21 protein-coding genes and 1 pseudogene are annotated in these 24,777 nt (G+C 72.4%); 8 read left to right on the forward strand and 14 right to left on the reverse strand.

The genetic code is table 11. The features are described from left to right. Positions 1 to 142 precede the first annotated feature (142 nt). Complete coding sequence (locus tag KZQ38_RS26205; RefSeq protein WP_219445443.1) at positions 143 to 1,255, forward strand: sugar ABC transporter substrate-binding protein; 1,113 nt, start codon at positions 143 to 145, stop codon at positions 1,253 to 1,255. Here the strand turns inward: KZQ38_RS26205 and KZQ38_RS26210 are convergent. Together KZQ38_RS26210 and KZQ38_RS26215 are read right to left on the reverse strand one after the other, a co-directional pair. Further along, the gene (locus tag KZQ38_RS26210) at positions 1,252 to 1,971 is read right to left on the reverse strand and encodes a hypothetical protein (protein ID WP_219445451.1); all 720 of its coding nucleotides are present in this window, start codon (positions 1,969 to 1,971) and stop codon (positions 1,252 to 1,254) included. The genes KZQ38_RS26205 and KZQ38_RS26210 overlap by 4 nt on opposite strands. Positions 1,972 to 1,991: 20 nt before the next feature. Further along, complete coding sequence (locus tag KZQ38_RS26215; RefSeq protein ID WP_219445453.1) at positions 1,992 to 2,333, reverse strand: hypothetical protein; 342 nt, start codon at positions 2,331 to 2,333, stop codon at positions 1,992 to 1,994. A 243-nt stretch (positions 2,334 to 2,576) separates the two neighbouring features. Between KZQ38_RS26215 and cspE the strand changes: the two genes are divergently transcribed. Continuing rightward, a complete protein-coding gene (gene cspE, locus KZQ38_RS26220; RefSeq protein WP_053717138.1) occupies positions 2,577 to 2,783 on the forward strand; it encodes a transcription antiterminator/RNA stability regulator CspE in 207 nt (68 codons plus the stop codon). Between the two features lie 72 nt (positions 2,784 to 2,855). On the opposite strand, the gene KZQ38_RS26225 is transcribed toward cspE, so the two are convergent. Beyond that, a complete protein-coding gene (locus KZQ38_RS26225) occupies positions 2,856 to 4,562 on the reverse strand; it encodes an acyl-CoA dehydrogenase family protein (RefSeq protein WP_219445455.1) in 1,707 nt (568 codons plus the stop codon). A gap of 118 nt (positions 4,563 to 4,680) precedes the next feature. On the opposite strand from KZQ38_RS26225, the gene KZQ38_RS26230 reads away from it, so the two are divergent. Both KZQ38_RS26230 and KZQ38_RS26235 read left to right on the forward strand, forming a co-directional pair. Next, entirely contained in the window at positions 4,681 to 5,727 is a 1,047-nt protein-coding gene (locus KZQ38_RS26230) for a WD40/YVTN/BNR-like repeat-containing protein (RefSeq protein ID WP_219445457.1), read from the forward strand. Then, a complete protein-coding gene (locus KZQ38_RS26235; RefSeq protein WP_219445459.1) occupies positions 5,728 to 6,012 on the forward strand; it encodes a MoaD/ThiS family protein in 285 nt (94 codons plus the stop codon). Positions 6,013 to 6,016: 4 nt separating this feature from the next. Here KZQ38_RS26235 and KZQ38_RS26240 read toward each other — a convergent pair whose 3' ends face one another. Further along, a complete protein-coding gene (locus tag KZQ38_RS26240; RefSeq protein WP_219445461.1) occupies positions 6,017 to 6,553 on the reverse strand; it encodes a maltokinase N-terminal cap-like domain-containing protein in 537 nt (178 codons plus the stop codon). 61 nt (positions 6,554 to 6,614) lie between these two features. Here KZQ38_RS26240 and KZQ38_RS26245 point away from each other — a divergent pair, with 61 nt between their 5' ends. After that, positions 6,615 to 8,072 carry an MFS transporter gene (locus tag KZQ38_RS26245; protein ID WP_219445462.1) on the forward strand — a complete coding sequence of 486 codons (1,458 nt, stop codon included), beginning with the start codon at positions 6,615 to 6,617 and terminating at the stop codon, positions 8,070 to 8,072. Between the two features lie 334 nt (positions 8,073 to 8,406). Here the strand turns inward: KZQ38_RS26245 and KZQ38_RS37245 are convergent. From KZQ38_RS37245 to KZQ38_RS26285, 8 genes and pseudogenes are all read right to left on the reverse strand, one after another. Beyond that, positions 8,407 to 8,763: pseudogene (locus KZQ38_RS37245) on the reverse strand (SWIM zinc finger family protein); the annotation flags it as partial. Between the two features lie 130 nt (positions 8,764 to 8,893). After that, positions 8,894 to 12,055, reverse strand: a complete 3,162-nt coding sequence (locus tag KZQ38_RS26255) for a DEAD/DEAH box helicase (protein ID WP_308258597.1) — start codon at positions 12,053 to 12,055, stop codon at positions 8,894 to 8,896. 475 nt (positions 12,056 to 12,530) lie between these two features. Further along, positions 12,531 to 12,800: a GlsB/YeaQ/YmgE family stress response membrane protein gene (locus KZQ38_RS26260; RefSeq protein WP_219445463.1), complete on the reverse strand. Its 270-nt coding sequence runs from the start codon at positions 12,798 to 12,800 to the stop codon at positions 12,531 to 12,533. A 39-nt stretch (positions 12,801 to 12,839) separates the two neighbouring features. Further along, on the reverse strand, positions 12,840 to 13,370 hold the full coding sequence (locus KZQ38_RS26265; protein ID WP_219445465.1) for a hypothetical protein: 531 nt from the start codon (positions 13,368 to 13,370) through the stop codon (positions 12,840 to 12,842). A gap of 47 nt (positions 13,371 to 13,417) precedes the next feature. After that, the gene (locus tag KZQ38_RS26270) at positions 13,418 to 14,518 is read right to left on the reverse strand and encodes a DNA cytosine methyltransferase (protein ID WP_219445782.1); all 1,101 of its coding nucleotides are present in this window, start codon (positions 14,516 to 14,518) and stop codon (positions 13,418 to 13,420) included. 13 nt (positions 14,519 to 14,531) lie between these two features. After that, the gene (locus KZQ38_RS26275; RefSeq protein WP_219445783.1) at positions 14,532 to 14,918 is read right to left on the reverse strand and encodes a very short patch repair endonuclease; all 387 of its coding nucleotides are present in this window, start codon (positions 14,916 to 14,918) and stop codon (positions 14,532 to 14,534) included. Positions 14,919 to 14,971: 53 nt separating this feature from the next. Next, on the reverse strand, positions 14,972 to 15,700 hold the full coding sequence (locus tag KZQ38_RS26280; protein ID WP_219445467.1) for a hypothetical protein: 729 nt from the start codon (positions 15,698 to 15,700) through the stop codon (positions 14,972 to 14,974). A 63-nt stretch (positions 15,701 to 15,763) separates the two neighbouring features. Beyond that, entirely contained in the window at positions 15,764 to 16,882 is a 1,119-nt protein-coding gene (locus KZQ38_RS26285; RefSeq protein ID WP_219445468.1) for a DUF2786 domain-containing protein, read from the reverse strand. A gap of 70 nt (positions 16,883 to 16,952) precedes the next feature. On the opposite strand from KZQ38_RS26285, the gene KZQ38_RS26290 reads away from it, so the two are divergent. Next, positions 16,953 to 17,621, forward strand: a complete 669-nt coding sequence (locus tag KZQ38_RS26290) for a hypothetical protein (RefSeq protein ID WP_308258598.1) — start codon at positions 16,953 to 16,955, stop codon at positions 17,619 to 17,621. Between the two features lie 281 nt (positions 17,622 to 17,902). Here KZQ38_RS26290 and KZQ38_RS26295 read toward each other — a convergent pair whose 3' ends face one another. Beyond that, on the reverse strand, positions 17,903 to 20,875 hold the full coding sequence (locus tag KZQ38_RS26295) for an AfsR/SARP family transcriptional regulator (RefSeq protein ID WP_219445472.1): 2,973 nt from the start codon (positions 20,873 to 20,875) through the stop codon (positions 17,903 to 17,905). Positions 20,876 to 21,068: 193 nt separating this feature from the next. Between KZQ38_RS26295 and KZQ38_RS26300 the strand changes: the two genes are divergently transcribed. Together KZQ38_RS26300 and KZQ38_RS26305 are read left to right on the forward strand one after the other, a co-directional pair. Continuing rightward, the gene (locus KZQ38_RS26300; protein ID WP_219445474.1) at positions 21,069 to 22,259 is read left to right on the forward strand and encodes a hypothetical protein; all 1,191 of its coding nucleotides are present in this window, start codon (positions 21,069 to 21,071) and stop codon (positions 22,257 to 22,259) included. Next, positions 22,256 to 22,624: a hypothetical protein gene (locus KZQ38_RS26305; protein ID WP_219445476.1), complete on the forward strand. Its 369-nt coding sequence runs from the start codon at positions 22,256 to 22,258 to the stop codon at positions 22,622 to 22,624. The genes KZQ38_RS26300 and KZQ38_RS26305 overlap by 4 nt, the downstream gene beginning before the upstream one ends. Here the strand turns inward: KZQ38_RS26305 and KZQ38_RS26310 are convergent. Continuing rightward, the gene (locus tag KZQ38_RS26310) at positions 22,565 to 24,655 is read right to left on the reverse strand and encodes an ATP-binding protein (protein ID WP_219445479.1); all 2,091 of its coding nucleotides are present in this window, start codon (positions 24,653 to 24,655) and stop codon (positions 22,565 to 22,567) included. The genes KZQ38_RS26305 and KZQ38_RS26310 overlap by 60 nt on opposite strands. Between the last annotated feature and the right edge of the window lie 122 nt (positions 24,656 to 24,777).

The raw sequence follows: 24,777 nt of genomic DNA on the forward strand, positions 1-24,777 counted from the left end.
AAAGGTCAACTGGCCGATTGGTACGGACCATTCGGACGGGATTGTCGCTACGTCTTGACGAAGGTGCGTCCCGGGGGATGGAATCCGCACAATCCGAATTTCGGCGGTCTGCGGGAGGGCGTCCCGTGCTAGGGGTTGGCTGATGCGAAGACTACGTGGAGCGGCGCCGTGCGTCGCGCTCGTCCTGCTCGTGGCTTCGTGCGGGGCGAAGGGTGACGCCGGCGCGCAGGCCCCCGCCCAGTCCTCGTCGGACCGGCCCCTGGTGGGTGTGATCCTCCCCGACAAGGAGTCCTCCAGCCGCTGGGAGTCGCAGGACCGGTCGCTGCTCGAAGGCGCGTTCCGGGTCGCCGGCGTGGACGCCGTGATCGAGAACGCCGAGGGCGACGAGAAGAAGTTCGCGAGCATCGCCGACGCGATGCTGCAACGCGGCGTCAAGGTGCTCATGACCACCCCGCTCAGCACCGAGGGCGGCGCGACGGTGGAGCGCAAGGCCAAGCAGTCGGGCATCCCGGTGATCAACTACGACCGGATCACCCCGGGCGGCACGGCGGACTACTACGTGTCGTTCGACAACCTGAACGTGGGCGAGTTGCAGGCCGAGGGCCTGCTGTCCTGCCTGGGCGGCAAGTCGGGCGCGCAGATCATCGAGATGCAGGGCTCCCCGTCCGACAACAACGCCACCCTGTTCGCCGACGGCCAGCGGCGCAAGCTCGGGCCCAAGTACGACACCGGCGCGCTCAAGCTGGTCAAGAGCCAGCCCGTCGACAAGTGGGACCCGGTCGCGGGCCGGAGCCTGTTCGAGCAGATCCTCAGCGGCAACTCCGGCCGGGTGGACGGGGTGGTCGCGGCGAACGACGAGTTGGCCGGCGCCGTGATCGAGGTGCTGAAGGACCGCGGGCTCGCCGGCAAGGTGCCGGTCACCGGGCAGGACGCCACCCTGGAAGGGCTGCGGGCGGTGCTGCGGGGCGACCAGTGCATGACCGTCTACAAGCCGATCCGCGACGAAGCCGAGGCCGCCGCCCGCCTGGCCACGGCCGTGGCCCGCGGCGACCGCAGCGGCGCGGACGACCTGGCCACCGGCAACACCCGGGACCTGGTCTCGCGCCGGGACGTGAAGTCGGTGCTGCTCGGCGCGGACCTGATCACGCGGGACAAGGTGCGCGGACTGGTCGCGCAGAGCGTGGTCAAGGCGTCCGACCTGTGCGCGGGCGACATCGCCGACGACTGCGAGGAACTGGGCATCTTCGTCGGCTAGTCCTCGTCGTGGCGGCCGGAGATGAACTCCTGGACGCGGATCTTCGCCCGGATCAGCGGCTGCCTGATCCGGGCCTCCCGGCGGTAGGCGCGGCGCAGCTTGCCGGAGCCCTCCGGGTAGCGCCAGCGGGCCCACGGCGAGCCCGGCCTGGCCAGGCGCAGGGCCCCGATCTCCGGCAGCACGGGCACCAGCAGGCCGAGCAGGCCCGTCCACACCTTGCCCTTGAGCAGGGCGACGATCGCGAAACCCAGGTTGACCAGGATGGCGAGCACGCGGACGGCCACGCCCTCGCCGTAGAACTCGTCGTAGCCCAACGGGCGCGCACCGAGCAGTAACAGGCCCGTCATGCCGATGGCGAGGAACACCGCGTCCACCGACAACCGGCCGTCCTTGGACCAGTAGACGTCCCTCAGGTGGAGGATCAAAGCGAACTCGTCGAGCACCAGCGCGGCCCCGACGCCCATCAGGGCCGCCGCGCCGACCCGGACGCCGTGCTCGTCGTCCGGCGCCGCGATCCCGGTCACGCCGCCGAGGAGCAGGAAGACCGTGCCGAAGACCACGTGGTGGATGTGCGTGCCGCCGGTGGTGATGTTGCCCGGCCACCACCTGACCTTGGCGCGGATCAGCCGCACGCTCACCCTGATCAGCACGAACGTGACGACCAGGCCGAGCAGGAAGAACAACAACCGCGTCTGCGGCAGGTGGAGCGACGACACCGCTCCATCTTCACCCCGGACTAGGTGAAGGTCACCCCGCCTTGGATATCACCCGCTTGGAGCACGTTGCCGTGCACCGTGCCGGACACCTGGTTGCTCACCCGACCGGACTGCCGGACGACCGCCGCGGCGTGGGCCTGGCGGAGTTCCGCAGCGAATTCCGGATCGGTGGCGGTGGCGTGCTCCAACGTCTCGCTCAACGCCCTGACCTGCGGTGATTCCGGTTTCGCGCCCTCCGCGGCGTCGAGTGCGGCGAGGGCGGCCGGGTCACCGGCGAACTTCGCGCGGACCAGCTCGTAGAGGCCCGCGACGGCCCTTGAGGCGAGCGTCGCGGCTATGGACACCAGCACCGGCTCAGGCACGGAAGACCCCCTGTGATCGGCTCGTCGCCCAGAGTAGCAGTGCGACTCGCCGCACTCTGCCGCTCGACTGCCAGTGGCATGTCGTGGTTGACTGTCTTCGGTCGTACCTTTCTGTGTTCGTGTTCCACCACGCTCGCGGAACGGAGTTGCGGGCGCCGAACTTTCCTCCAGGAAGGACCGTCGCCCTAGCTGACCCGGTGGTCGCAAGCGCGATCCGGCACCTGTTAGAGGAGAAGTAGCAAGATGGCAGTTCAGGGCACCGTCAAGTGGTTCAACGCGGAGAAGGGCTTCGGCTTCATCTCCCCGGACAACGGTGGCGCCGACGTGTTCGTGCACTACTCGGAGATTCAGTCCAACGGGTACCGCACGCTGGAGGAGAACCAGCGGGTGGAGTTCGAGATCGGCCAGGGCCAGAAGGGCCCGCAGGCGCAGACGGTTCGACCGCTCTGACCCCATCCGGGCACATCGCTCGGAGCTTCGAGCCGCCATCCCCGGCCACCGGGGGTGGCGGCTCGTTCGTGCCTACGGGTTCATCTCGTACCGGCCGGACAGCGCGGCGACCTCCGCCCACACCCGCTCGAACCGCTCCCGGTCCACCACCGGCTTGCGCACCTGGCCGAGCGCCCACTCCTGCTGGGCGGGCGTGGACGACGCCTTGCCGTGCAGGGCGACGGCGTAGCCGGAGAAGTCGCGGACCAGCACGTCGAACACCTGGTCCAGCAGGTCCTCGCCGAAACCCGTGAGCCCGGCCTGCTCCAGCACCAGCTGGCCGTAGACCACCAGGGTGAACAGGTGGCCGAGGTTGAGCAGGAAGTCCAGGTCGCGCTGCTGCTCCTCGTCGGGCGCGGCGGTGGTGAGCAGCACGCGCAACGCCCGCGCCTGCTCGTGGAACCGGGCCACGTTCGGCACGTGCGCGTGCTCCCGGTAAGCCCGCTCCCAGTCGTGGAAGCGGACCGCGCCGAGGCCGCGCGCCGGGCCCTGCCGCCACAGGAAGTCGTCGTCGGCCGGGTCGTGCCTGGTCGGCACGTCCGGGTACGCGACCGGGTCGAACAGGTAGGCCGGCATGAACTTGAGCACCAGCGCCAGGTTGACGTGGACGGTGCCCTCCAGCTTCGGCAGCGCGCCGATGTCGCGGCCCGCCATCCGGAAGTAGGTGTCCTTCTCGAAGCCCTTGGCGGCGATCACGTCCCAGAGCAGCGCGATGACCTGTTCGCCCTCGCTGGTGACCTTCATCTTGGTGATGGGGTTGAACAGCAGGTAGCGGCGGTCGTCGGGGGAGGCGCTGCGGAAGTAGTCCACCGCGCGGTCGGCGAACAGCTTCATGGCGGCGAGGCGGGCGTACGCGTCCACGAAGTTCTGCCGCACGTGCGGGAAGTCGGTGACCCGCTTGCCGTACAGCACGCGGTTGTGAGCGTGGGTGATCGCCTCGTACGTGGCGTGCTCGCAGATGCCGATGGACGCCGTGCACAGGTTGAACTTGCCCACGTTCACGGTGTTCAACGCGGCGCTGAACGCCTCCTGACCCGTGTGCAGGATGTCGTCCGCGGTGAGCGGGTAGTCCTCCAGGCGGAACTCGCTGACGAACATCTGGGAGTCCACGACGTTCCGCACGAGCTTGTAGTTCGGGTGCCGGCTGTCCACGGCGAAGAAGACGTAGCCGTCGGGGCCGTCCACGTCGGCCCGGCGGCCGAAGACGGAGACCATGCCGGCGACGTTGCCGTTGCCGATGTAGAACTTGCCGCCGTTGGCGGTGAAGCCGCCGTCGGTGGGCGTGAGCACCATGTCCGTCGAGTAGACGTCCGCGCCGTGCTCCCTCTCGGAGAGCCCGAACGCGAACACCGCGCCCTCGTCGAGCAGCCTGGCGGCACGTTCCCGCGCGGCGGCGTTGTCGCTCATCCAGATGGGCCCGAGGCCGAGCACGGTGACCTGCCACGCGTACCAGAACTGGAGGCCGTAGAAGCCGAGGACCTCGCTCAGGGCGGCGTTGCGGGCGGCGTCCCAGCGCTTGTCCGGCGCGCCGGCCGCCTCCGCGCGTGGCGTGCAGAAGGTGGCGAACAGCTTCTCCCGGGCCGCGAAGTCGAGGAAATCGGCGTACCAGGTGCGGGCCTGGTCGTCGGCGACCAGGCGGCGCTTGCCGCGGTCCTCGAACCAGTCGATCGTGGCCCGCAGCAGTCGCCTGCTCTCCGGGTCCAGGTGCGCGGCCTCGTAGCTGTGCGGATCGAACAACACCGGCCTTCTCCCTTCGTCCCGCCGCACGTTACCAGTCGGTAACTTGGCGGGTCCGATTCCTGCGGACCCGGAAGATCGGGCGTACTGTGCTCGCCGTCACCGACCCGGGGAGGCCACCGTGCACGTGCTCGCGATCGGCACTCGCAAGGGGCTGTGGCTCGCCACCAGCGCGGACCGCCGCTCATGGGACCTCGACGGGCCCCACCACCCGATGACCGAGGTGTCGGCGATCGCCCTCGACCACCGCCGCCTGCTGGTCGGCACCGCGAACTCCCACTTCGGGCCGAGCCTGCTGGCCAGTGAGGACCTGGGGCGCACCTGGGAGGAGCGCTCGCCCATCGACTTCCCCGCGGACGCGGCGCTGGAACGGGTCTGGCAGCTCACGACCACCGCCGACCCGGACGTGGTGTACGCGGGCGTGCAACCGTCCGCCCTGTTCCGCTCCGACGACGGCGGCCGGAAGTTCTCGCTGGTGGAGGGGCTGTGGGAGCACCCGCACCGGCCCGAGTGGGGCGCCGGGTACGGCGGGCAGGCCGTGCACACCGTGCTGCCCCACCCCCGCGACGAGCGGCGCGTCACGGTGGCGATGTCGACCGGCGGCGTGTACCGGACGTTCGACGGCGGCACGTCCTGGGAGCCCGCCAACCGGGGCGTCCAGGCGTACTTCCTGCCCGACCCGTACCCCGAGTTCGGCCAGTGCGTGCACAAGATCGCCCGCCACCCGGCCGAGCCGGACCGGATGTACCTCCAGAACCACCACGGCGTGTACCGCTCGACCGACGGCGGCGACACGTGGCACTCCATCGCGGACGGCCTGCCCAGCGACTTCGGCTTCGCCGTCGTCGTCCACCCGCACCGGCCCGAGGTCGTCTACAACTTCCCGCTGACGGCCGACAGCGACCGGTTCCCGCCGGGCGGCGCCTGCGCCGTGCACCGGTCCACGGACGGCGGCGACACGTGGACCGCCCTGCGCACGGGACTGCCGGACGACTTCTGGACGAGCGTGCTGCGTGACGCGATGTGCGTGGACGCGGCCGAACCGGCGGGCGTGTACTTCGGCTCGCGGTCCGGCGAGGTGTACGCGAGCGCCGACGAGGGCGACACGTGGCGGTGCGTGGCCCGGCACCTGCCGGACGTGCTGTGCGTGCGCGCGGCGGAGGTCTGAGTGCGCGTCGTGGTGCTGGTGCCGGGTGTGCTGCGGTCCGCGGCGGGCGGTCGGGCGGTCGTCGACCTGGACCTCGCCGAACCGGCCACGCTGGGCACCGCCCTGGACGCGCTCACCGCCTCCTGGCCGCTGCTGGACCGCAGGCTGCGTGACGAGCGCGGCGTGCTGCGCCGGTACGTGAACTTCTACGTGGACGGCGAGGAGTGCCGCCGCCTGGCCGGCGTCGACACCCGCCTGGAGCCCGGCGCGGAGATCCGCGTCCTGCCGTCCGTGGCGGGCGGCTGACCGGTCACGCCCGCAGCGTGGCCAGGACGCCCGCGCCGCCGGACCACGTGCCGAGCAGGCGACCCACCGCGTCCGGACCGGCCGGGTGGTCGGCCGGGCGGCGGTGCAGCTCGACGCGGGCGTCGGCCGGGACGTCCGCCAGCCGCTCACCCCGTGCCTCGGCGGCCCGGGAGCGCCCCGCGCCGTGGGACACCCCGCCGTCCCGCACGGTCGTGCGCACCAGCTCGTGCCACAAGGGGTCGTGCTCGGCGTCGTAGATCCACCGGGTGCCCAGGACGCTGTGCTCGGCGGTGGTGATCAGGCCCGGCGAGGCGATCGGGGCGCCCCGGTAGGTCATCGGGAGCTGGTAGAGCACGCCCCCGGCACGCACCAGGTGCGTCTCCAGCCCGACCTCGCCCGCCGGGTCCTCGAACCGGAACGCGCCCACCAGCTCGGGGGTGGGCACGTCGTCACCCGCGTACCAGGTGCGGGAGGCCAGCCAGGCGGGGAGGAAGTCGCGGAAACCGGGCGCGAGCGTCGCGCCGCGGTGGATGTTCGCCATGTCCGGGCACCGTAACCGCTCTGATCTGCCATCGGGTCGGTTCCCGAGTAGACAGGGGGGAATGGAGGACTACCAGCCGGACCCCAAGCGGTGGAAGGCGCTGTCGGTGACGTTGGTGGCGGGCTTCATGAGCCTGCTCGACGTGAGCATCGTGTCCGTGGCGCTGCCGTCCGTGCAGCACGGGCTGGGCGCCTCACCCGCCGCCGTGCAGTGGGTCGTGTCGGGGTACGCGCTGGCGTTCGGCCTGGTGCTGGTGCCCGCCGGCCGGCTCGGCGACGCCATCGGGCGGCGCACCATGTTCCTCGCCGCGCTCGGCGGGTTCGTGGTGTGCAGCGCGGCGGCCGGGCTCGCGCCGACCACCGGCGCGTTGATCGCCGCCCGGCTCGCGCAGGGCATGTGCGCGGGCGCGCTCGCGCCGCAGAACTCGGCGTTGATCCAGCAGCTGTTCCGGGGCGCGGAACGCGGCCGGGCGTTCGGCTTCTTCGGCGCGACCGTCGGGTTCTCCACCGCCGTGGGACCGGTCGTCGGCGGCCTGATCCTCGCGTTGGCGGGCGAGGACCAGGGGTGGCGCTGGATCTTCTACGTCAACGTGCCGATCGGGCTGGCCGCCCTGGTGCTCGCGGCCCGCCTCATCCCGCGGGCCGACCCCGGTCCGCGGGGTGACCTGGACCCGGTGGGCGTGCTGCTGCTGGGCGCGGGCGTGCTCGCGCTGATGCTGCCGCTGGTGCTGGCCGAGTCGGGCGGGCTGGTGACCCTGTGGTGGCTGTTCCTGGTGGGCGCGGCCCTGCTGGTGTTGTTCGTGCGGTGGGAGCGGCGGGTCTCGGCCCGCGGTCGGCAGCCGGTGCTGGACGTGCGCCTGTTCACCACCACGCCCGGCTACGCCTCGGGCTCGGCGCTGGGCACCGTCTACTTCATCGGGTTCAGCGGGATCTGGCTGGTGTTCGCGTTGTTCTTCCAGAACGGCCTCGGCTACACGCCGTTGCAGTCGGGACTCGCGGTGACGTCGTTCGCGATCGGCTCGGCCGCGTCGTCGGTGGTCGGCGGCAGGCTGGTGGAGGCGTGGGGCCGGAAGCTGACCGTCACCGGCCTGAGCCTGGTCGGGGCCGGGCTCGCGGCGACGGCGGTGGTGCTGTGGCTCGCGCCGCCCTCGGCGGCGGGACTGGCCGCCGCGCCCGCGTTGCTGGTCGCGGGCATCGGCGGCGGGTGGGTGGTCGCGCCGAACACGACGATCACGTTGCGGCACGTGCCGGTGACCATGGCGGGCGCGGCGGGTGGCGCGTTGCAGACCGGGCAGCGCATCGGCTCCGCCGTGGGCACGGCGGGGTTGGCGGGCGTGTTCTACGCGGTGCTCACCGGGTCCGGGGGCGACTACGAGCAGGCGGTGGGCGTGTCGGTGGGCGTGGCGGCGTTGACCGTGCTGGCGGCGCTGGTGATCGCGGTGGCGGAGCTGCGTTCCCGGCCGCGGTGCCCCAAGGCCGTGGACAAGGACCTGGAGCACGCCCTGCCGGACCCGAACTGACCGGACACGGGCGGCCGAAGCGGCGGTACAGCGGTCGCAGCGCGTCGGTGACCGGGTCGCCGTCGACGGTCAGCGGGCCGAGTTCGTCGAGGATCGCGTCCGGCCGCGTGGCGGTTCCCGGGACGGCGTCGTCCTCGACGGGCGCGGCCGGCGCGGCGGGGCGTTGCCAGAACACGTCCAGCAGGTCCTCCAGCGGCGGCGGGCCGCCGGGGTGGTCCTCCTCCGGCGGCATCGGGTCGCGCAGCTCGCGCAGCCGGTCCAGCAGGTCCTCCCGCGACCGGCCGCGCCACGCCAGGATCTCGAACGGGTCCTCGTCGAACGACTCGGCCAGCAGGTAGCAGGTGGCGGCGAGGTGCTTGCACGGCACCTCCCAGTCCGGGCACGTGCAGTCCATGGACAGCTCGCGCGGCGACTGCGGGAACAACGTCAGCCCGAGCCCGGCGAACACCTCCTCGATCTCCGCCGGCATCTCGCCCGCCAGCAGCTTCGCCGCGAACACCGCCCGGTCGGCGAGCGCGTGCTCGATGCGCCGCCAGTCGTCGTCGGAGAACTTCCGCACCCCGATCCGCGCCCGGTACGGCTCGGGCCGCGAGCCCATCACCAACGCCACCACGAGGCTCGTGGACAACGACAGGCTCATCACCTGGCCGGTGCGCGCGTACGTGCGGCCACGCGCCAGCCGCCCGCCCATGCCGAGCGATTCCAGCACCTCCACGAACCGCCGCGACCACCACGTGCGTGCGACGTCACCACGCTTGCCGCGCAACGTCAGGCCGCCCTCGACCCGGATCGGCCGGGCCGGCGGGCGCTCGCCGTGCCAGTCACTCACCGACGGCCCCCGCGGACAGGGCGAACAGGTCCCGCAGCTCGTCCGTGGACAGCTCGGTCAGCCAGTCCTCGCCCGCGCCGACCACGAGTCGCGCCAACCCCCGCTTCTCCTCGATCATCCGGTCGATGCGCTCCTCGACCGTGCCGACGCACACGAACTTGCGCACCTGCACGTGGGAGCGCTGGCCGATCCGGAACGCCCGGTCCGTGGCCTGGTCCTCCACCGCCGGGTTCCACCAGCGGTCCAGGTGGATCACGTGGTTGGCCGCGGTGAGGTTCAGCCCGGTGCCCCCGGCCTTCAACGACAGCACGAACACCGACGGCCCCGCCGGGTCCTGGAACCGGCGCACCATCTCGTCCCGCGCCCGCTTCGACGTGCCGCCGTGCAGGAACAGCACCTCGGTGTCGAAGCGGGCCGCGAGGTGCGGCACGACCAGCGCACCGAACCCGGTGAACTGGGTGAAGCACAACGCCTTGTCACCGTCCGCGAGGGCCTCGTCCAGGATCTCCTCCAGGCGGGCGAGCTTGCCGGAGCGGCCCGCCGTGCGGGAGCCGTCGCCGAGCAGCTGAGCCGGGTGGTTGCACACCTGCTTGAGCTTCGACATGGTCGCCAGCACCAGGCCCTTGCGCCGGATGCCCTCCACCTCGCCGATGCGCGCGAACATGTCGTCCAGCACGGCCTGGTAGAGCGACGCCTGCTCGGCGGTGAGCGTGCACAGCTGCCTGACCTCGATCTTGTCCGGCAGGTCGGCGATGATCCGCGGGTCGGTCTTGAGGCGGCGCAGCAGGAACGGCCGGGTGACGCGCCGCAGCCGCACGGCGGCGTCCTCGTCGTTGTGCCGTTCGACGGGCACCGCGAAGCGCGCGCGGAACGTGTTGACGGTGCCCAGCAGGCCGGGGTTGACGAAGTCCATGACGGACCACAGCTCGGCGAGCCGGTTCTCCACCGGCGTGCCGGTCAGCGCGACGCGGTGCCGGGCGGGCAACGCACGCACCGCGCGGGACTGCCGGGTCGCGCTGTTCTTGATGTTCTGGGCCTCGTCCAGCACCACCCGGTCCCACTCGACGGCGGCGAGCACGTCGAAGTCGCGGGTCGCCACGGCGTAGGTGGTGATCACCAGGTCGTGCCCGCCCAGCCCGACCCCCGACCGCTCGCCGCCGTGGTGGACGTGCACCCGGAGACCCGGCGTGAACCGCTCGGCCTCGGCCTGCCAGTTGCCGACCACGGACATCGGGCAGATCAGCAGTGTCGGTGGGCGTGGGGCGCGTTCCCGCGCGTACGCCTCCAACGCGAGCAGTTGGACGGTCTTGCCGAGCCCCATGTCGTCGGCGAGGCAGGCCCCGAGCCCCAGCCGGTCCAGGAACACCAGCCACGCCAGTCCCCGGAGCTGGTACGGCCGGAGTCGTGCGGTGAGCCCGGCGGGCGGCGGCACCGGTGTCAAGCGGTCGGCGGACCCGGACAGCAGGTCGCCCAGCCAGCCCTCACCGCGGACGTCGTTGACCGGCAGCGGCAGGTCGGCGTCCCGCAGGCCGGCGTGCGCCAGCACCTGGCCGGCGGTCATCTGCCCGGCGCCCCGGCGCAGGAAGGCCAGCCCTTCCGCGAGCCGCGCGCGGTCGACGTGCACCCACTGGCCACGCACTCGCACCAGCGGTGCCTTGGCCTTGGCGAGCGAGGACAGCTCGGCCTCGGTGAGCCGTTCGTCGCCCAGCGCCAGCTCCCAGCGGTAGTCGACCAGGGCCTTCAGCCCCAGCTCGCTCTCCTTGGCCACCACCCCCGCCGCCCCGGGCCGAGCCGACAACGCCAACCCGAGCCGCCGCGGAGCCCGCCACCAGGAGGGGACGAGGACCCCGAACCCGGCCTGGGTCAGCGAGGGAGAGCCACGCAGGAACTCGTAGGCCCCGTCGACCCCGAGGTCCATCCCGACGGGCCGCTGCTCCGCCAACGCCCGGTCCAACGCGGGGAACAGCCGGGAAGCCCGCCCCAACTCCCCGAGCAGAACCTCCTGGGGCCGCCCGACCCACCGCCGCAAAACCCCTTCCCGCCGCCGCCACACGGCAGTGGCGGGAACCAGCACACTCGGCTCCTCGACCGCCTGGAGCAGGAACTCCAGCCGCCACCCCTCGTCCTCGACCCCACCCTGCAAGGGCGAGGAAAGCCGAAAACAAAGCCGAACCCGCTCCCCACCCCGCCCAGCGGCCCGCCCCCACTCCCCGACCGCGTCCCGCAGCAGGTCCACCGCGCCGGTGGAGGCGACGAACGAAGGCCCACGCACCAAGGCCCCCAACCACCGCCCCACCACACCGTCAACGCTGTCGGCCGAAGCCACAGCCCCGCCGCCGGTACCCACACCGCCGTCGCGGGACATGCGCCTGCCACCCGCGCCGCCGGCTTGCACGCCCGCATCGGCCGGCACGTCGAACCCGACCCGAGCGGCGCCGGCAGCGGTGCGCGGTGGGGAACCCGACAGCCTGCGACGGATTTCCCGGTCCACCAAGGTGTCCAGGACTGGTTGCAGCGGCTCCTCGACACCCTCCGCGGCGCGGAACGCCGGTGGCATCGCGGCGTGGAGCGCCGCGTGCCGCATGGCGTCCACACCGGACGCGACCGCGCGCCACCGCGCCACGGCCGGAGCGCCGGCAGGCGTAGGGACACCACCGGCTGAACCCGCGCCGGAGCCGGTGGGCGCGGTGCGGGTGGGCGCGGAGCCGGTGGGCGCGGTGCCGGGCGCGATCGCGGGCAGCACTCGACCCCTGGTCACGAGGTCCCCGGCGAACGCCGCCACCTCCGCCAGGTACTTCGCGGACGCGCCCAGCCTGGTGTCCGCCGGTGCCTCCGGCAGGGCACCGTCCAGCCACACCACCGGCACCAGCCAGGTCCGCAGCCGCACCGCGCCGCGGCGCGACGGTGGCTTGGCCAGCGGGTCGCGCACCAGCTCCGGCGACTCGACCGGACCCGACGCGTACGACGGCAACCGCACCGCCACGGTCCCCGGAACACCGGACACCAAGGCCGCCAGGGTGTCGGCGTCGGCCGCGAACGGGTGCGGCACGGCGGCCTTCGGCAGACGGCCCGACGCGCGCATCGGGAGCCGTGAGTCTTCCGCCCACAGCGCCGGACGACCGTCGGCCGCGCACAGGCCATGGAGCACCAACACGCCCACGACTCTATGCGCGACCTGCCCGAGCGACGGCTTCGGGCAGGCCAGAGCCGGTGTGCGGCCGACACCGAGCCATGCCGCCGGACACCGAGACGTGCGGGCCGGTGCCGAAATCGCGCGGCCGGATGCCGAGCGAGTCCGGTCGATGGCGGAACTGCGTGGTTGCGGACCACACCGGCCCGGCTGGAACCGAACCGGCGCGGCTGGGTGCCGCGCCGGCGCGGTTGGAACCGACCGGCCAACGCGGGTGCCGCACCCGCGCGGGCCGGTCGGCGGAGCCGCGCACCAGGCAGTGCCGACACCGAGCGGTGCCGACACCGAGCGGTGCCGCTGACACCGAGCGGTGCCGCCGACCGACACCGAGCGGTGCCGCCGTGGGTCGAACGGTGTCGCCGGGGTTGGACCGGCGGAGGGGCCTGGCGGTGCCTGCCAGACAGGGCACCGCCAGACAGGGCACCACCAGGCAGGGCGACTAGTGCTGCCGGGACCTCGCCCGGCCGGCCAGGGCGCTCACGCCCACGCCGGCCAGACCCACCTGGAGGGCCAACTCGATCCAGTCGATGCCGTCGGTGTCGGCCACGCCGATGACCGACGCCGCGAACGTGCCGACCAGCGCCGCCGCGATGCCGACCAGCATGGTCATCAGCAACGAGATCCGCTGCCTGCCCGGCACGACGAGCCGCCCCAACCCGCCGATGATCACGCCGATGATGAGCGCCGAGATGATGCCGGTGATCTCCACGTGGGGTCCCCTCTTCGAACTACGTCTGCCCCACGAGCATCACCCCTGCCCCTCCGTCACCGGATCGGGTGAGCCCCTGACCTCGCCCTGATCTCGACCCTGAACTCCGAGCAGGTCCGCCCCCACCGGGCTCAGGGGCCTGCCGACGACATCCGGGTCGCAACCCACCTTGGCCAGCCGCGCGCGGATGGACGTCGGGGAGCGTTCGCGCTGCTTGGCGAGGGTGCGGATGAGTTCGACGGCGGGTGTGGTGGGTGGGGAGGACAGCCAGGTGGTCCGCAGGTCGGCGTCCTGGCCGGTGGTCCAGGGTTGGTTGGCGTTCGCGGGCCGCGGTCGGCGGGCGCCCGTTGGTGGCGCGCCCAGTTTGCCGAGCGCGTCCAGCACCTGGCCGAGGAGCTTGCCCACGACCGCGCCCGACGCCGCGGGCAGGTGCAGGTCGCCGCTCGCCACGGTGCGGCCCGACGGGTCCGTGCCGGACAGCTCCAGGAACAGGTCCGGGCCGGTGGACGCGCGCAGGCGGTAGGTCGTGGCGCCGATGCTGGTGTGGGATTCGTACGTGGTCGTCGTCATGGGGATGACAGTAGACCGGGGGTACGACAATTCGGGGTTTGGGCTGGTCAGATGCCCTTTTTCAAGCACAGGGGGCAGGCCGGGGCGGACGGTTCGGCACCCGTCAGGTAGGGCTTGAGGTGGTGGGCGATGGCCCGCGCGAGGGTCGGTGGGACGGCGTTGCCGATCTGCCGCGCGACCTCGATCTTGGTGCCGCACCACTCGAAGTCGTCCGGGAACGACTGGAGGCGGGCGGCCTCCAGGTGCGTGATGGGGCGGTCGACGCGGTGCCCGTGCTCACCCGGTTCCCACTGCGGGTGCAGGTACTGGCCCTTCTCGGGCTTGTAGAACTCGGTGCGGATGGTGAGCGACGGCTCGTCCCACCGCATCCGGCCCATGACGTCGGTGGTGCCGGTCTTCTTCTCCCGCCAGCAGCGCGGCAGCAGCTCGTCGGGCAGGTCGAACCGGCCGCCGCCCGGTGGCACGTGGCGGTAGCGCTCCAGCGACAGGGGTGTCGGTGTGCGGCCGATGTGCAGGTCGGGGCTCTTGTGCCGGCCCGGCAGGGTGACGCCGAAGAACTCCACCGACGATGTCGGCAGCGCCGTGGTCACGGGCACCTCGGGCAGGCCGTGGAGCACTTCGCGCACGGTGTGCCACCGTTGCCGCGGGTGGGTCGGTGTGGGCAGCGGGATGTGCCCGATGCGCGAGCCGATCACGATCGCGCGGCGGCGGCGTTGCGGCACGCCGAAATCGGCCGCCAGCAGGATGCCCGCGCTCAGCTCGTAGCCCTCGGTCTCGGCCTGGAGCAGGGCGAACTCGGTCGAGGACAGGAAGCGGTCGACGTTCTCGATCACGAACACCGCGGGCCGGGCCTTGCGGACGAACCGCAGGTACTCGCGCCACAGCGAGTTGCGCGGGTCGTTGACGTCGCGCGAGCCGAGGTTGGAGAACCCCTGGCACGGCGGGCCGCCCACGATCACGTCGACGCGGGGTATCTCGTGGTCCGGGATCGACGCGATGTCCGACCAGCGCGTGTGGTCCTCGCCGAAGTTCGCGGCGTAGGTCGCCGCCGCGTGCAGGTCCCACTCGACCGACATGACGGGCCGGTACCCGCCCGCCGACGTGAACCCGGAGGTCATGCCCCCACAGCCGGCGAACAGGTCGATCATGGACAGCACGGGCTCAGGCTAGCCCACCGCGGCGCGCGAGCACCGCCTCCCGGACCCGATCGGCCGCCTCGGTCGGGTTCTCGTGCTCCCAAACCCGGATCGCGAGCCAGCCCGCCTCGGCCAGCCGCTGGTCGGTGTTCGCGTCCCGCGCCTGGTTCGTCTCGATCTTCGTGCGCCAGAACTCCCGGTTGTTCTTGGGCCACGTGCCGTGCTCCGGGCACCCGTGCCAGAAGCAGCCGTCCACGAAGACCGCCACCTTGCTCGGGCCGAACACCACGTCGGCCTCCCGCCGGACCGCGCGCACCGGCCGCTGGTGGACCCGGTAGCGCAGGCCGAGCCGGTGCAGCTCGCGGCGCAACGCCACCTCGATCTCGGTGTCCTTGGACCGCTGCCTGCTCATCCTGGCGCGGACGTCGTCCGTGGTCTCCAGCTTCGGCACCGGGCCATGATGGCTCACGACGGGTACAGGACGGCGCGCAGGCTCCGCACGGCCCGGTCGAGCTGCCGACGGCTCGGCAACGCCACCGCGCCGACCTGCTCGGACTCGGTGAAACCCAGGTCGTGGAAGAAGAACGGCGGCATCGCGTGCACCAGCAGGTCGGCCGACCGCTGCGGCCCGCCCCGCGGGTTCAGGATCAGCCGCTCCACCCACGCGTCGACCCGGAACACCACGTCCGCCAACGGGTGCACGCGCACGTCGAGCCCGTTGCGCCGCAGTTCGGCGACCACGTACGTGTGGCGCAGGAACGCGCTGAACTCGGTGACCACCTTGTGGTGCATGGCTTTCCGCGCCAGCGGTCGTTCGGCCCGTGCTCCGGCGATGGCCTCCTGCGCGGGTGTCCAGAGCATGGAGCGGGTGCGTTCGTCGGACTCGCAGAAGTCCCGGAACTCCGCCCACCCCGGTAATCGGCCCAGCGTCTCCACCACGTGGTGGGCGACGTGCGTGAACGCGAAATCGGGTCGCCAGCCGCGGATGTCGAGGACGTCCGGTGGCGGGCCGGTGCGCGGGACCGTTATGCACGCCTCCACCACGTCCTGCGGCGTCACGCGGAGGACCACGTCGGCCTCGTGGTTCATGACCAGCGCCGCGACGTGCTTGTGGTCGCTGAACCAGCCGTTGAAGTGGAGCCGGGTCTCCTGGGTGACGTTGAAGATCCGGCGGACGTCGAGGGCGGTGGTCATGACGCAGAGATTACGGACCGGCACCGACAGTCGGGGGAGTCGCAGGTCAGGACGGCCCGGCTCTCACGGGCGGTCGACGTCCAGGTCGGCGTGGTCGGCCGCCGCGCGGCCCGCGTCCCAGCCCGCCGCGCTGCGGACCGCGGTCGTCTTGGTGGTCGTGTTGGTGAACAGGGTGGTGAAGAGCTGGTCCACGGCCTTGCGGCGGGCGGCCAGCACGGGGAGCAGGCGATCGTCGGCGGTGGGCTCGTTGGCGGCCTTGAGGCGTTCGCCGATGCGGTGCGCGTAGGACAGCAGGAAGGACTTCCGGAACGCCAACGAGCGGGATTCGGCGCCCTTGCGGGCCTTGTCGCCGGCCGCGACCATCGCCCGGGTCGCCTGCACCAGCAGGGACGCGGACAGCAGTTCCACGATCTCCAGGTCCAGTTCCTCGCCCACCAGGGCCACGAATCCCAGGTCGTAGACCACGGCACGGCAACGGTTCGCCTCGGCCACCACGTGCACGACCTGCGCCTTGCCGTCGAAGTAGCGCTTGTCCAGCCACAACCGGCGGGACGTCGTGGTCGCCGGCTCGTCCGGCATCCGCTCCAGGGCGTGCCGGGTGACGAGTTCCTGCGCCTTCGCCGACAGGGCCTCCGCCTCGTCGGGGTACGGCGTGGACTCGGCCTTGGCGAGCAGGGAGCGGACGCGCTTGAGGATCTTCGGGGCGACGCTGTGGTGCGCGATGGCGGCCAGTGGCGTGCCGGGGCGGGGCGCGATCAGGGGCAGGGCGGGTAGGCCGTAGAGGGTGCCCAGCAACGACACGACGACTGCCACGGCGTCATCCGGCAGTTCGATGTGCCTGGTCGCCCACTGGTGCAGGTGGGATTCCGACTCGTCCCACCAGACCGTCGCCCCGATCTCCGCCAGTTGGTCACGCCAACGGGGGTCGAGCGCGGTGTAGGACGACGTGTTGCGGGCTATCGCGTCCACCAGGAACGACAGCGCGCGCTCGTCGTCGTTGCGGCGGACGACCTCGTACACGTCCACGGGCAGCCAACCGTGGTCCCACAAGCGGTCCAGGGTTTCGTCCAGCGCGGTGCGCACCGCACCGTCCACTTCGGTCGGCGTGAGGCCGGCCGTGCGGGGCAGCGGCGCACGCCGGTTCGCCGCGGCTCGCCGGATCGCCTCACGCAGGGAGTTCACGAGGGTGATTCTCCCCGGTGACGTGGTGTCGCTGCGGCCGGTACGACGGGCGGCGTGCCAGCCTCGCGCGGTGAGCCGCCAGAAGCTGCGCCCGACGCGACGGCCGATCGTGGTGGTGCGCCGCCCGCAGGGGAGTCCGCTGAACCCGGCGCAACGCGCCGTGGTCGACCGCTGCCGCGGCCTGCCGCAGCTCACCGACCCGTTGGCGGCGGAGTTGACGGTGAGCACCGCGGTGGCCGACGTCGTCGCCGACGAGGAGTTCTGGGCGGGGATCGTGACGCACGCGGTGTCCCTGCCGAGCCGGCGCAACCACCGGCTGTTGCAGGTCTTGGCAGCGTTGCTGACGGGACGGCCGCGTGAGTGGGCGGCGGACGCCGTGTCCCCCGAACAACCACCGTTGACGGCCGGCTGCGCATGGGTCTGCGACCGTTCCGTCGATGCCGGTTACCTGGTGTTGTTGTGCGAGTACCGGTTCGTGGACGAGCACGGCATGGTGTTCATGATCGACGAGCTTTCCGGTGGCGTGGTGCGCAAGGCCTTCGTCGCCCGTGACGTGGCCTTGGCACGTGCACGGCTCGCCGGGTACGGGCCGTTGAGCGCCATCGGCGCCGAGGCCGCGCATTGGCTGCTCGCGAAATCGTATGAACGCCTTGATCGGAACCCCGACGCGCGAGTCGACGCCGACGTGCGCCGCACCCGCCTGCTGGCGAACCGCCGGATCAGCCTGGCGTTCGGCTGATCAGCCGTGTTCCGCTGAGCCTTCAGTAGATCAGCGTGATCCACCCCACGACGACGCCGGTCAGGGTCGGAGACGTCACCGCGATGGTCACTGCCGCTCCGGCAGCCGCGACGGCGACGAACCTCATGATCTTCTGCACGTCGGCGAGCGTAGGCCATGCCTGGTGGAATCCCGTCACGGGGGTGGGTCGAGCCGTCACCCGCTGGAGTCGCTGGGTGGTGGGCCGGGTAGGCGTCCGGTCCTGCCCGACTGCGTCGAGTAGCTCGGCCGAGCCGTTACCCCTACACTATTTGATCACGGTGAGTAACGTTCGTGCTGGTGGTATTGATCAGTTTGCCCGCCGGTATGCGTGGATCCGGGATCACGTGCGCGCGCAACGCTTCCAGGTGTTCCACGATGAGGTTGCCTTCGACGCTGTCCGCGCCGAGCAACTGGAGCGCATCGGACCAGCGCTGTGCCGCGGCATCGGTGTCACCGAGCGCTACCAACGCATGGCCGGCCACGTGCTGCGCCCGTGCCCGGCCGTGCACCGGGTCGTCGCCCAACTCCGCGGCCAGTTCGACGGCGCGTTCGGCGTGCGCCAGGACTTGGGTGTAGGCGCCCCGGTCGTACTCCACCTCCGCCAAAGCGGTGAGCGTTTCGACGATGCGGGCCCGGTCGCCGCCCGCCTCGGTGACCGCCAGCGCCGCCTGGAGTCGCTGCAACGCCTCGTCGGCGCGCCCGTGCCGATGCAAGATGATGCCGATTTGGTAGAGGGCAACACCTTCGCCGTGTTGTTGACCGATGGACTGCCAGACCGTGCGGGCCCGGGCGTAGAAGCCCAGTGCCATGTCGTCGCGCTCGAGACGGCGGTGGGCCAGGCCGAGTTGGGACAGGGCGGCTCCCTCGAGCGATCGCATCCCCAGTCGTTGGGCGGTGCGCAAGACCCGGTCGAACAAGGTGATCGCCCGGTCGATCCGGCCGCACTCCAGGTACACCCCCGCGACGTTGTGCTCCGTCATCCCCTCCAGATCCGGTCTGTTCAGCTCGCGCACCGCGATCAGGCACTCGTCGTACGCGTTGATCGCCTCCTCGACCCGGCCCAGTCGCAGCAAGGTGGTCCCCGTATTGGCCAACGTGCCCCATTGCGCTTCCCGGTCACGGAGCAGCAGTGCCGCCTTGTGCGCCGCGTAGAGGCAGACCAGCAGGTCAGAGTGGTAGCCGAGCCGGTCGAACGCGGCGTGCAGGTTCGCGGCGAGGCGCCAGGAATGCTCGTGCAGGTTGCACCGCACGGCATGAGGCACCGCTGCGACCAGGTTGGCCCTCTCCTTGACGAACCACTCCAGGGCCGCTTGGACGCTGTCGAACGGCGCTGCCTCCGGCACGCCGGCCAGCGGGCGCTCCGCCGCGCGATCCGGCACGAGCTTTCGGCACGCGGCCACCGCCTTGCCGAGGTAGTGGTTGAACATGCCGCCCAGGGCGGCCTTGATCTGCCCGGCGTCCTCGTGACGCAGCAGGTCGACGGCGTACCCGTGCAGCAGGTCGTGCAGTCGGAAGCGCTTGGCGGTGCCGTGCTGGAGCAGGTTCGCCTTGGTCAGGCGCCGCAGGTGGCGGCTTGCGGCGCTCTCCGCTTCGCCGATGAGCGCGCCGGCCACGCCCACGTCGAACTCGGTCGTCGGGTGCAGCCCGAGCAGCCGGAACACCCGCGCGGTGTCGGCGGGCAGTGCCCGGTAGGACCAGGAGAACGCGGCGGGCAAAGTGGCGTCCGCGTCGTCGGCGTCGTCCAGGGAACCGAGGACACCGAGTCCCTCCTGCTCGCGGAACTCCGCGACGAGGTCCGCGATGGCGGTCTCCGGTCGGTCCGCCACGTGCTGGGCGATGATCCGCAGCGCCAGCGCGAGGCCGTCGGAGAGGGACGCCAGTTCGGCCACGGCCGCCGGGGCCTCGTCGGCGCGCTGGGTGCCGATCACGCCGCGGAGCAGGGCGGCGGACTCCACCGGTGACAGCCGCGGTACGTGGACGACCTGCGCGTCATCGCGCACCGGTAGGCCGAGCGGTCGAGTGCGGGTCGTGATGATCGTGAAGCACGAGGTGGTGGCGTCGAGGATGGGGCGGACCTGGGTGCTGTCCCGGGCGTTGTCCAGCACCAGGAGCACGCGCTTGCCGGCGAGGGCCTGCCGCAACCGGTTGCGGCGGTCGACGGCGGAGGTCGGGACGGGCCGGGTGTCCAGCTTGGCCAGCAGGATGCCGAGCACGTCGTCCGTCGCCGGTGCGGTACCGGGGCCGAAACCCTGGAGGTCCACCACGACCTGTCCGTCGGGGAACCGGTGCGCCTGTCGGTGCGCCCAGCGGACCGCCAGCCGTGACTTGCCGATCCCCGGCATCCCGTGCAGGACGACGACCTGCTGGTCGCCCGCGTCGAGCACCGAGTCCAACCGCGCGAGGAGGTCTTGGCGGCCGGTGAAGTTCGCGCCGTCGCGCGGGAGGTCCCTGGGCACGAGGTGGACCCTGGTGTCGGGCACCGGGTCCGCGCCCGACTGCTTGCGCAGCAGGTCGCGGTAGACCCGCCGCAGCTCCGGGCCGGGCTCGGCACCGGTGAGTTCGACCAGGCGCTCGCGGAATTCGCTGTGCGCCTGGAACGCCTCCACGTGCTTGCCCGACCTGTCGAGCGATTGGATGTAGAGCCGGGCGAACGTCTCGTCGGTCGCGTGGGCGCGGCTCAGCCGGCCTGCGTCGCCGAGCACCTCGACGTGCTCACCCAGTTGCAGCCTGCTGTCCAGCAGAGTGTGCCAGGCGATGCGCAAGTCGAATCTTTCCATCTGGTCGCGGCAATGGTCGGCCCATGGCCCCTCGAGTTCGTCGAGCGGTCGGCCCCGCCATAACGAGAGTGCTTCCACGAGAACTGTCTTGGCGGTCCGGTGGTCTGCGGCGGCAGCCGCCGCACGGCCTCTTTCCGCTAATTTGCGGAAGCGGTGGTAGTCGATCAGATCCGAATCCAGTTCCAGTCGGTACGCTTCGCCCTCGCGGGCTATCCGTCCTTTCCAGTCGGTCTCGTCGAGCACTTTTCGCAGCCTGCTGACCAGTGGCTGGAGTCGAGTGCGGATGAGGTCCGGGACCTCGATGCGCCACAGCGTCCGCCCGATGTCCGTCACCTGGACCGGGTGGCCCACGTGGTACAGCAACAATGCGAGCAGGCCACGTTGCTTGGTGCCGCCGAGATTGATCTCATTCCGTTCGGTGTGTAATCGAGTCTTGCCGAGGATCTTGAATTCCACCAGCGTCTCCCTTCGCCGGCGGGGCGCCGCGGAAAGTCAGTGTGGAGCAGCGCGCCGCGATTCCGCAGCCGAGTCGGGGTTATTGCTCCGGTTCGGGGACGGGGGGCCGTCGATCGGCCGTGCAAGTGGACTGCAAGTTCTCCGGCAAACCCGACCACGACTCTTGTCCCACCGGAGCGGGAGGGGGAACCGCATGAGCGGTGCGGAATGGTTGCGGGTGCCGGTCGGGATCGACGCGAGCCGATGGGTCACCAGGGGGAAGAGTCGGGACGTGCTGGCCCTGGTGCACACCGTCACCAGTGGCCAGCGGGTGTTGGAGGCGGTGGAGATGATCGAGAGCGACCTGCGCGTGCAGGTCACGTTCAGCCGTGCGCCGGACACGTTCTCCATGGGTGTGGACGAGTTCCTGCGCAGCGTGCGGGGTGTGGTGCTGCCGTGGGAGCAGGCGAGCCGTGAGCGGTTCGACCTGGCGTTGACCGCGTCTTACGGGTCGCTGCACATGGTGCACGCGCCGATCGTGCTCATGCCGCACGGCGCGGGCTACGGGAAGTCGGTGTCCACGGCCGGTCCACCGCAGGTCTACGGCCTGGACGCCCAGCGGCTGCTGCACAACGGCGAGGTGTTGCCCGCCGCGCTGGTGTTGTCGCACGAGCACCAACGCGACGTGTTGCGCAGGCAGTGCCCGGAGGCGTTGGACGTCGCGGTCGTGGCGGGCGATCCCTGCTACGACCGGATGGTGGCGAGCCTGCCCCGGAGGGACGACTACCGGGCGGCCCTGGGCGTCACGGCGGGGGAGCGGCTGGTGGTGGTCACGTCCACGTGGGGCTTGGACTCGCTGTTCGCGCGCTTCGAGGACCTGCTGCCCCGGTTGCTGGAACAACTCGGGGGCCAGGGGTTCCGGGTCGCGGCGATGCTGCACCCGGCCGCGTGGTCCGCGCACGGCGTGCGTCAGGTGGAGGCGTGGCTCGCCGACTGCCGGGACGCCGGTCTGGTGCTGGTGGGCCCCGGCTTCGACTGGCGTGCGGCGGTGGTGGCCGCGGACGACGTGATCGCCGACCACGGTTCGGTCGGGGTGTACGCGGCGGCGCTCGGGACGCCGGTGCTGCTCGCCGACGCGGCGATGGCCGCCGTGCTGGGCGACGGCTCCGCGCAGGAACTGCTGCGCCGGTCGGCGCCGCGGCTCGCGCTCGACCGGCCGGTGGCGCCCCAGCTCGAGGCCGCCGCGCGTGGCGCGCCGGACCTCGCCGGGCCGGTCCGGGACCGCCTCACGTCCTGCCCGGGTCGGTCCGCCGCCGAGTTGCGGCGTGCCGTGTACCGGTTGCTCGACCTGCCCGAACCGGGGCGGCACCGGGCGTTGACGCCGGTCGAGGCGGTGCGGTGGTGACCCGCTCGTCGCTCGCCGACGTGTTCGTCGTGGCCACGGCGGACCCGGTCCGGCTGCTGTCGCTGTTGCACCGCAACCCCTTCGCGGAACTCGCGGTCGGGGTGACCGGTGCCGGTGTGGTCGCCGCCGTCACCGGCGGGCAGGTGCTGGCGTTCACGTCCGCCGACGTGCCGTGCGTCGCCGCGGACGGGATGTGGTGCGCGGTGGTGGACACGCTGCACACGTGGCACGTCGCCGGGCTGGACCTCGGGCTGCTGCGGCGGCACGGCCTGCCGCTGTGGTGCGAACACCACCGCGGCGCGCCCTCACCGTGCGGACGGCTCGATCCCGCGCAACCGGGCGGCGACCTCCTCGGCCCGCCGTGACCCCAGGGCGGTCAGCAGGGCCAGCGCGCGCCGCCAGTGCTCGGCGGCGCGCGCCGGGTCGTCGGCCGCCTCGGCCAGCACCTCGTGCGCCTCGGCCGCGCCCCGGTCCGAGCCCAGCGCCACCATGTCCGCCAGCACGGCGGCGCCCACGCGGGTCGCTTCGGCCGGGTGCCCCGCGCGCTGGTGCAGCCGGGCCTCGGCGACGGCGACGCGGGCCCGGTTGTACGGGTCGGGCTCGACGAGCCCGTCGAACAGGGCCGCCGCCTCGCGGAGGGCGGCCAGCCCGTCCGGCACGCGCCCTACCCGACCGAGGACGTCGCCGAGGTGGGTCAAGGTCAGCCCCAGGTTGCGGTCCGCGCCCAGTTCGCGGTTGGTGCGGACCAGTTCCTCCAGCCCGGCCAGGGCCTCCGCCGGCCTGCCCCGCTCCAGGTGCAGCAGGGCGAGCCTCTCCCGGGCGTCGGCCGCGCCGCGCCGGTCGCCCGCCGCCGTCGCGACCGCCAGCGACGCGGCCAGGTGGTGCTCGGCCTCGTCCGGGCGGCCGGCGGTGGCGAGCGCCATGCCGTGCCTGCGCAGCATCACGGCTTCGGCGACCGGTTGGCCCCACCGGCGGGCCGCCTCGACGCCCCGCTGGTTGATCTCCCACCGGTCGCGGTAGTGCTTGTGGTGCAGCAGCAGCGGCCACATCACGTCGGCGAGCTGCCAGGCGAGGTCGGGCCAGCCGTGCTCCAGGGCGAGCCTGCCGGCGGCGATGAGGTTGGCCCGCTCGGCTTCGAGCCAGTCCAACGCCCCGGTGCGGTCCACCGCGGGCAGCCGCGTGGGCGGCGCGGAGAACTCGTACGGCAACCGGTCGCGGTACGGGGTGACGACGAGGTCCGCGACCCGGGCCGCGGCCAGGTACCACTCCAGCATCCGCCGCGACGCACGCGTGCGCTCGGCGGGTTCGGCCTGGTCCCGCGCGTGCAGGCGCACCAGGTCGTGGAAGCGGAACCGGTCCTCGCGCACCTCCTCGACCAGCGAGCCCTCCACGAGTTCGTCCAGCACGTCCGGCGGGGCGTCGTCAAGCACGGCCAGCGCGACCCGCGGCCCGAAGTCCTGGCCGGGGTGCGCGGCCAGCCGCCGGTACAGCGCCGCCGCCGCCGGTCGCAGCGCCCGGTAGGACAGGTCGAACGTGCTGCGGACGGACAGCTCCGGTGACGTGGAGAGCACCGCGAGCCGACCGCGCTCGTCGTCCAGTTCGGCGACGACGCGCTCCACGGACCAGCGGGGCCGGGTGACCAGGCGGGCCGCCGCGACGCGCAGCGCGATCGGCAGCCCGCCGCACAGGGCGACCAGCCGCCGCGCGGGCACGCGCTCGGTCGTCATGCGCCTGCCGCCGACGGCGAGGTCGAGCAGGCGCATCGCGGACGCGACGGCCAGCGGTCCGACGTCGAGCAGGCGGGCGCCCTCCGCCACCAGGCCGGTGAGGCGACCGCGGCTGGTCACCAGCACGGCGCTGCCGCGCGCCGCGGGCAGCAGCGGCCGGACCTGCGCGGCGGACAGGGCGTTGTCCAGCAGCACCAGCAGCTGCCGGTCCGCGGTCAGCGTCCGGTACAGCGCGACCTGCTCGGCCGGCTCCGCGGGCACGCGCTCCGGCGGCACGCCCAGCCCGCGCAGGAACAGGCCCAGCGCCTCGGCGGGGGTCACCGGCTCGCCGCCGCTGAACCCGGCCAGGTCGACGTAGAGCTGCCCGTCCGGGAACCGGTCGCGCCGCCGGTGTGCCCAGTGCAGGGCGAGTGCGGTCTTCCCGACGCCGCCCGGGCCGCTCAGCACGGCGAACGTCCGGCCGCCGCGCGCGCCTGCCGCGTCCAGCGCGGACAGCTCCGCGGCGCGGCCGGTGAAGTGGGCCGGCTCGGCGGGCAGTTGGCGCGGCAGCGGTGGCGGGGTGGCGACCGCGTGGATGTGGACGCCGCCGTGGACCGTGCCCGCCTGCACCGCACCGCCGGAAACCGAACCCGTCAGCTCGTTGCGCTGCTCCCCGCCCTCGGTCGCCATGCGCCCTCCCGTGCGCCAAGACGACCGTACGGTGGCGGGTCGCCGATCGAGCCCCAGGACCGCCGGAACGGGTGCCGGCAACCACCCGGGACGAGCAACGGCGGGCCGCGAACCGCCACGAG

The sequence above is a fragment of the Saccharothrix obliqua genome, from assembly GCF_019375475.1.
GTDB classification, from domain to species: domain Bacteria; phylum Actinomycetota; class Actinomycetes; order Mycobacteriales; family Pseudonocardiaceae; genus Actinosynnema; species Actinosynnema obliqua.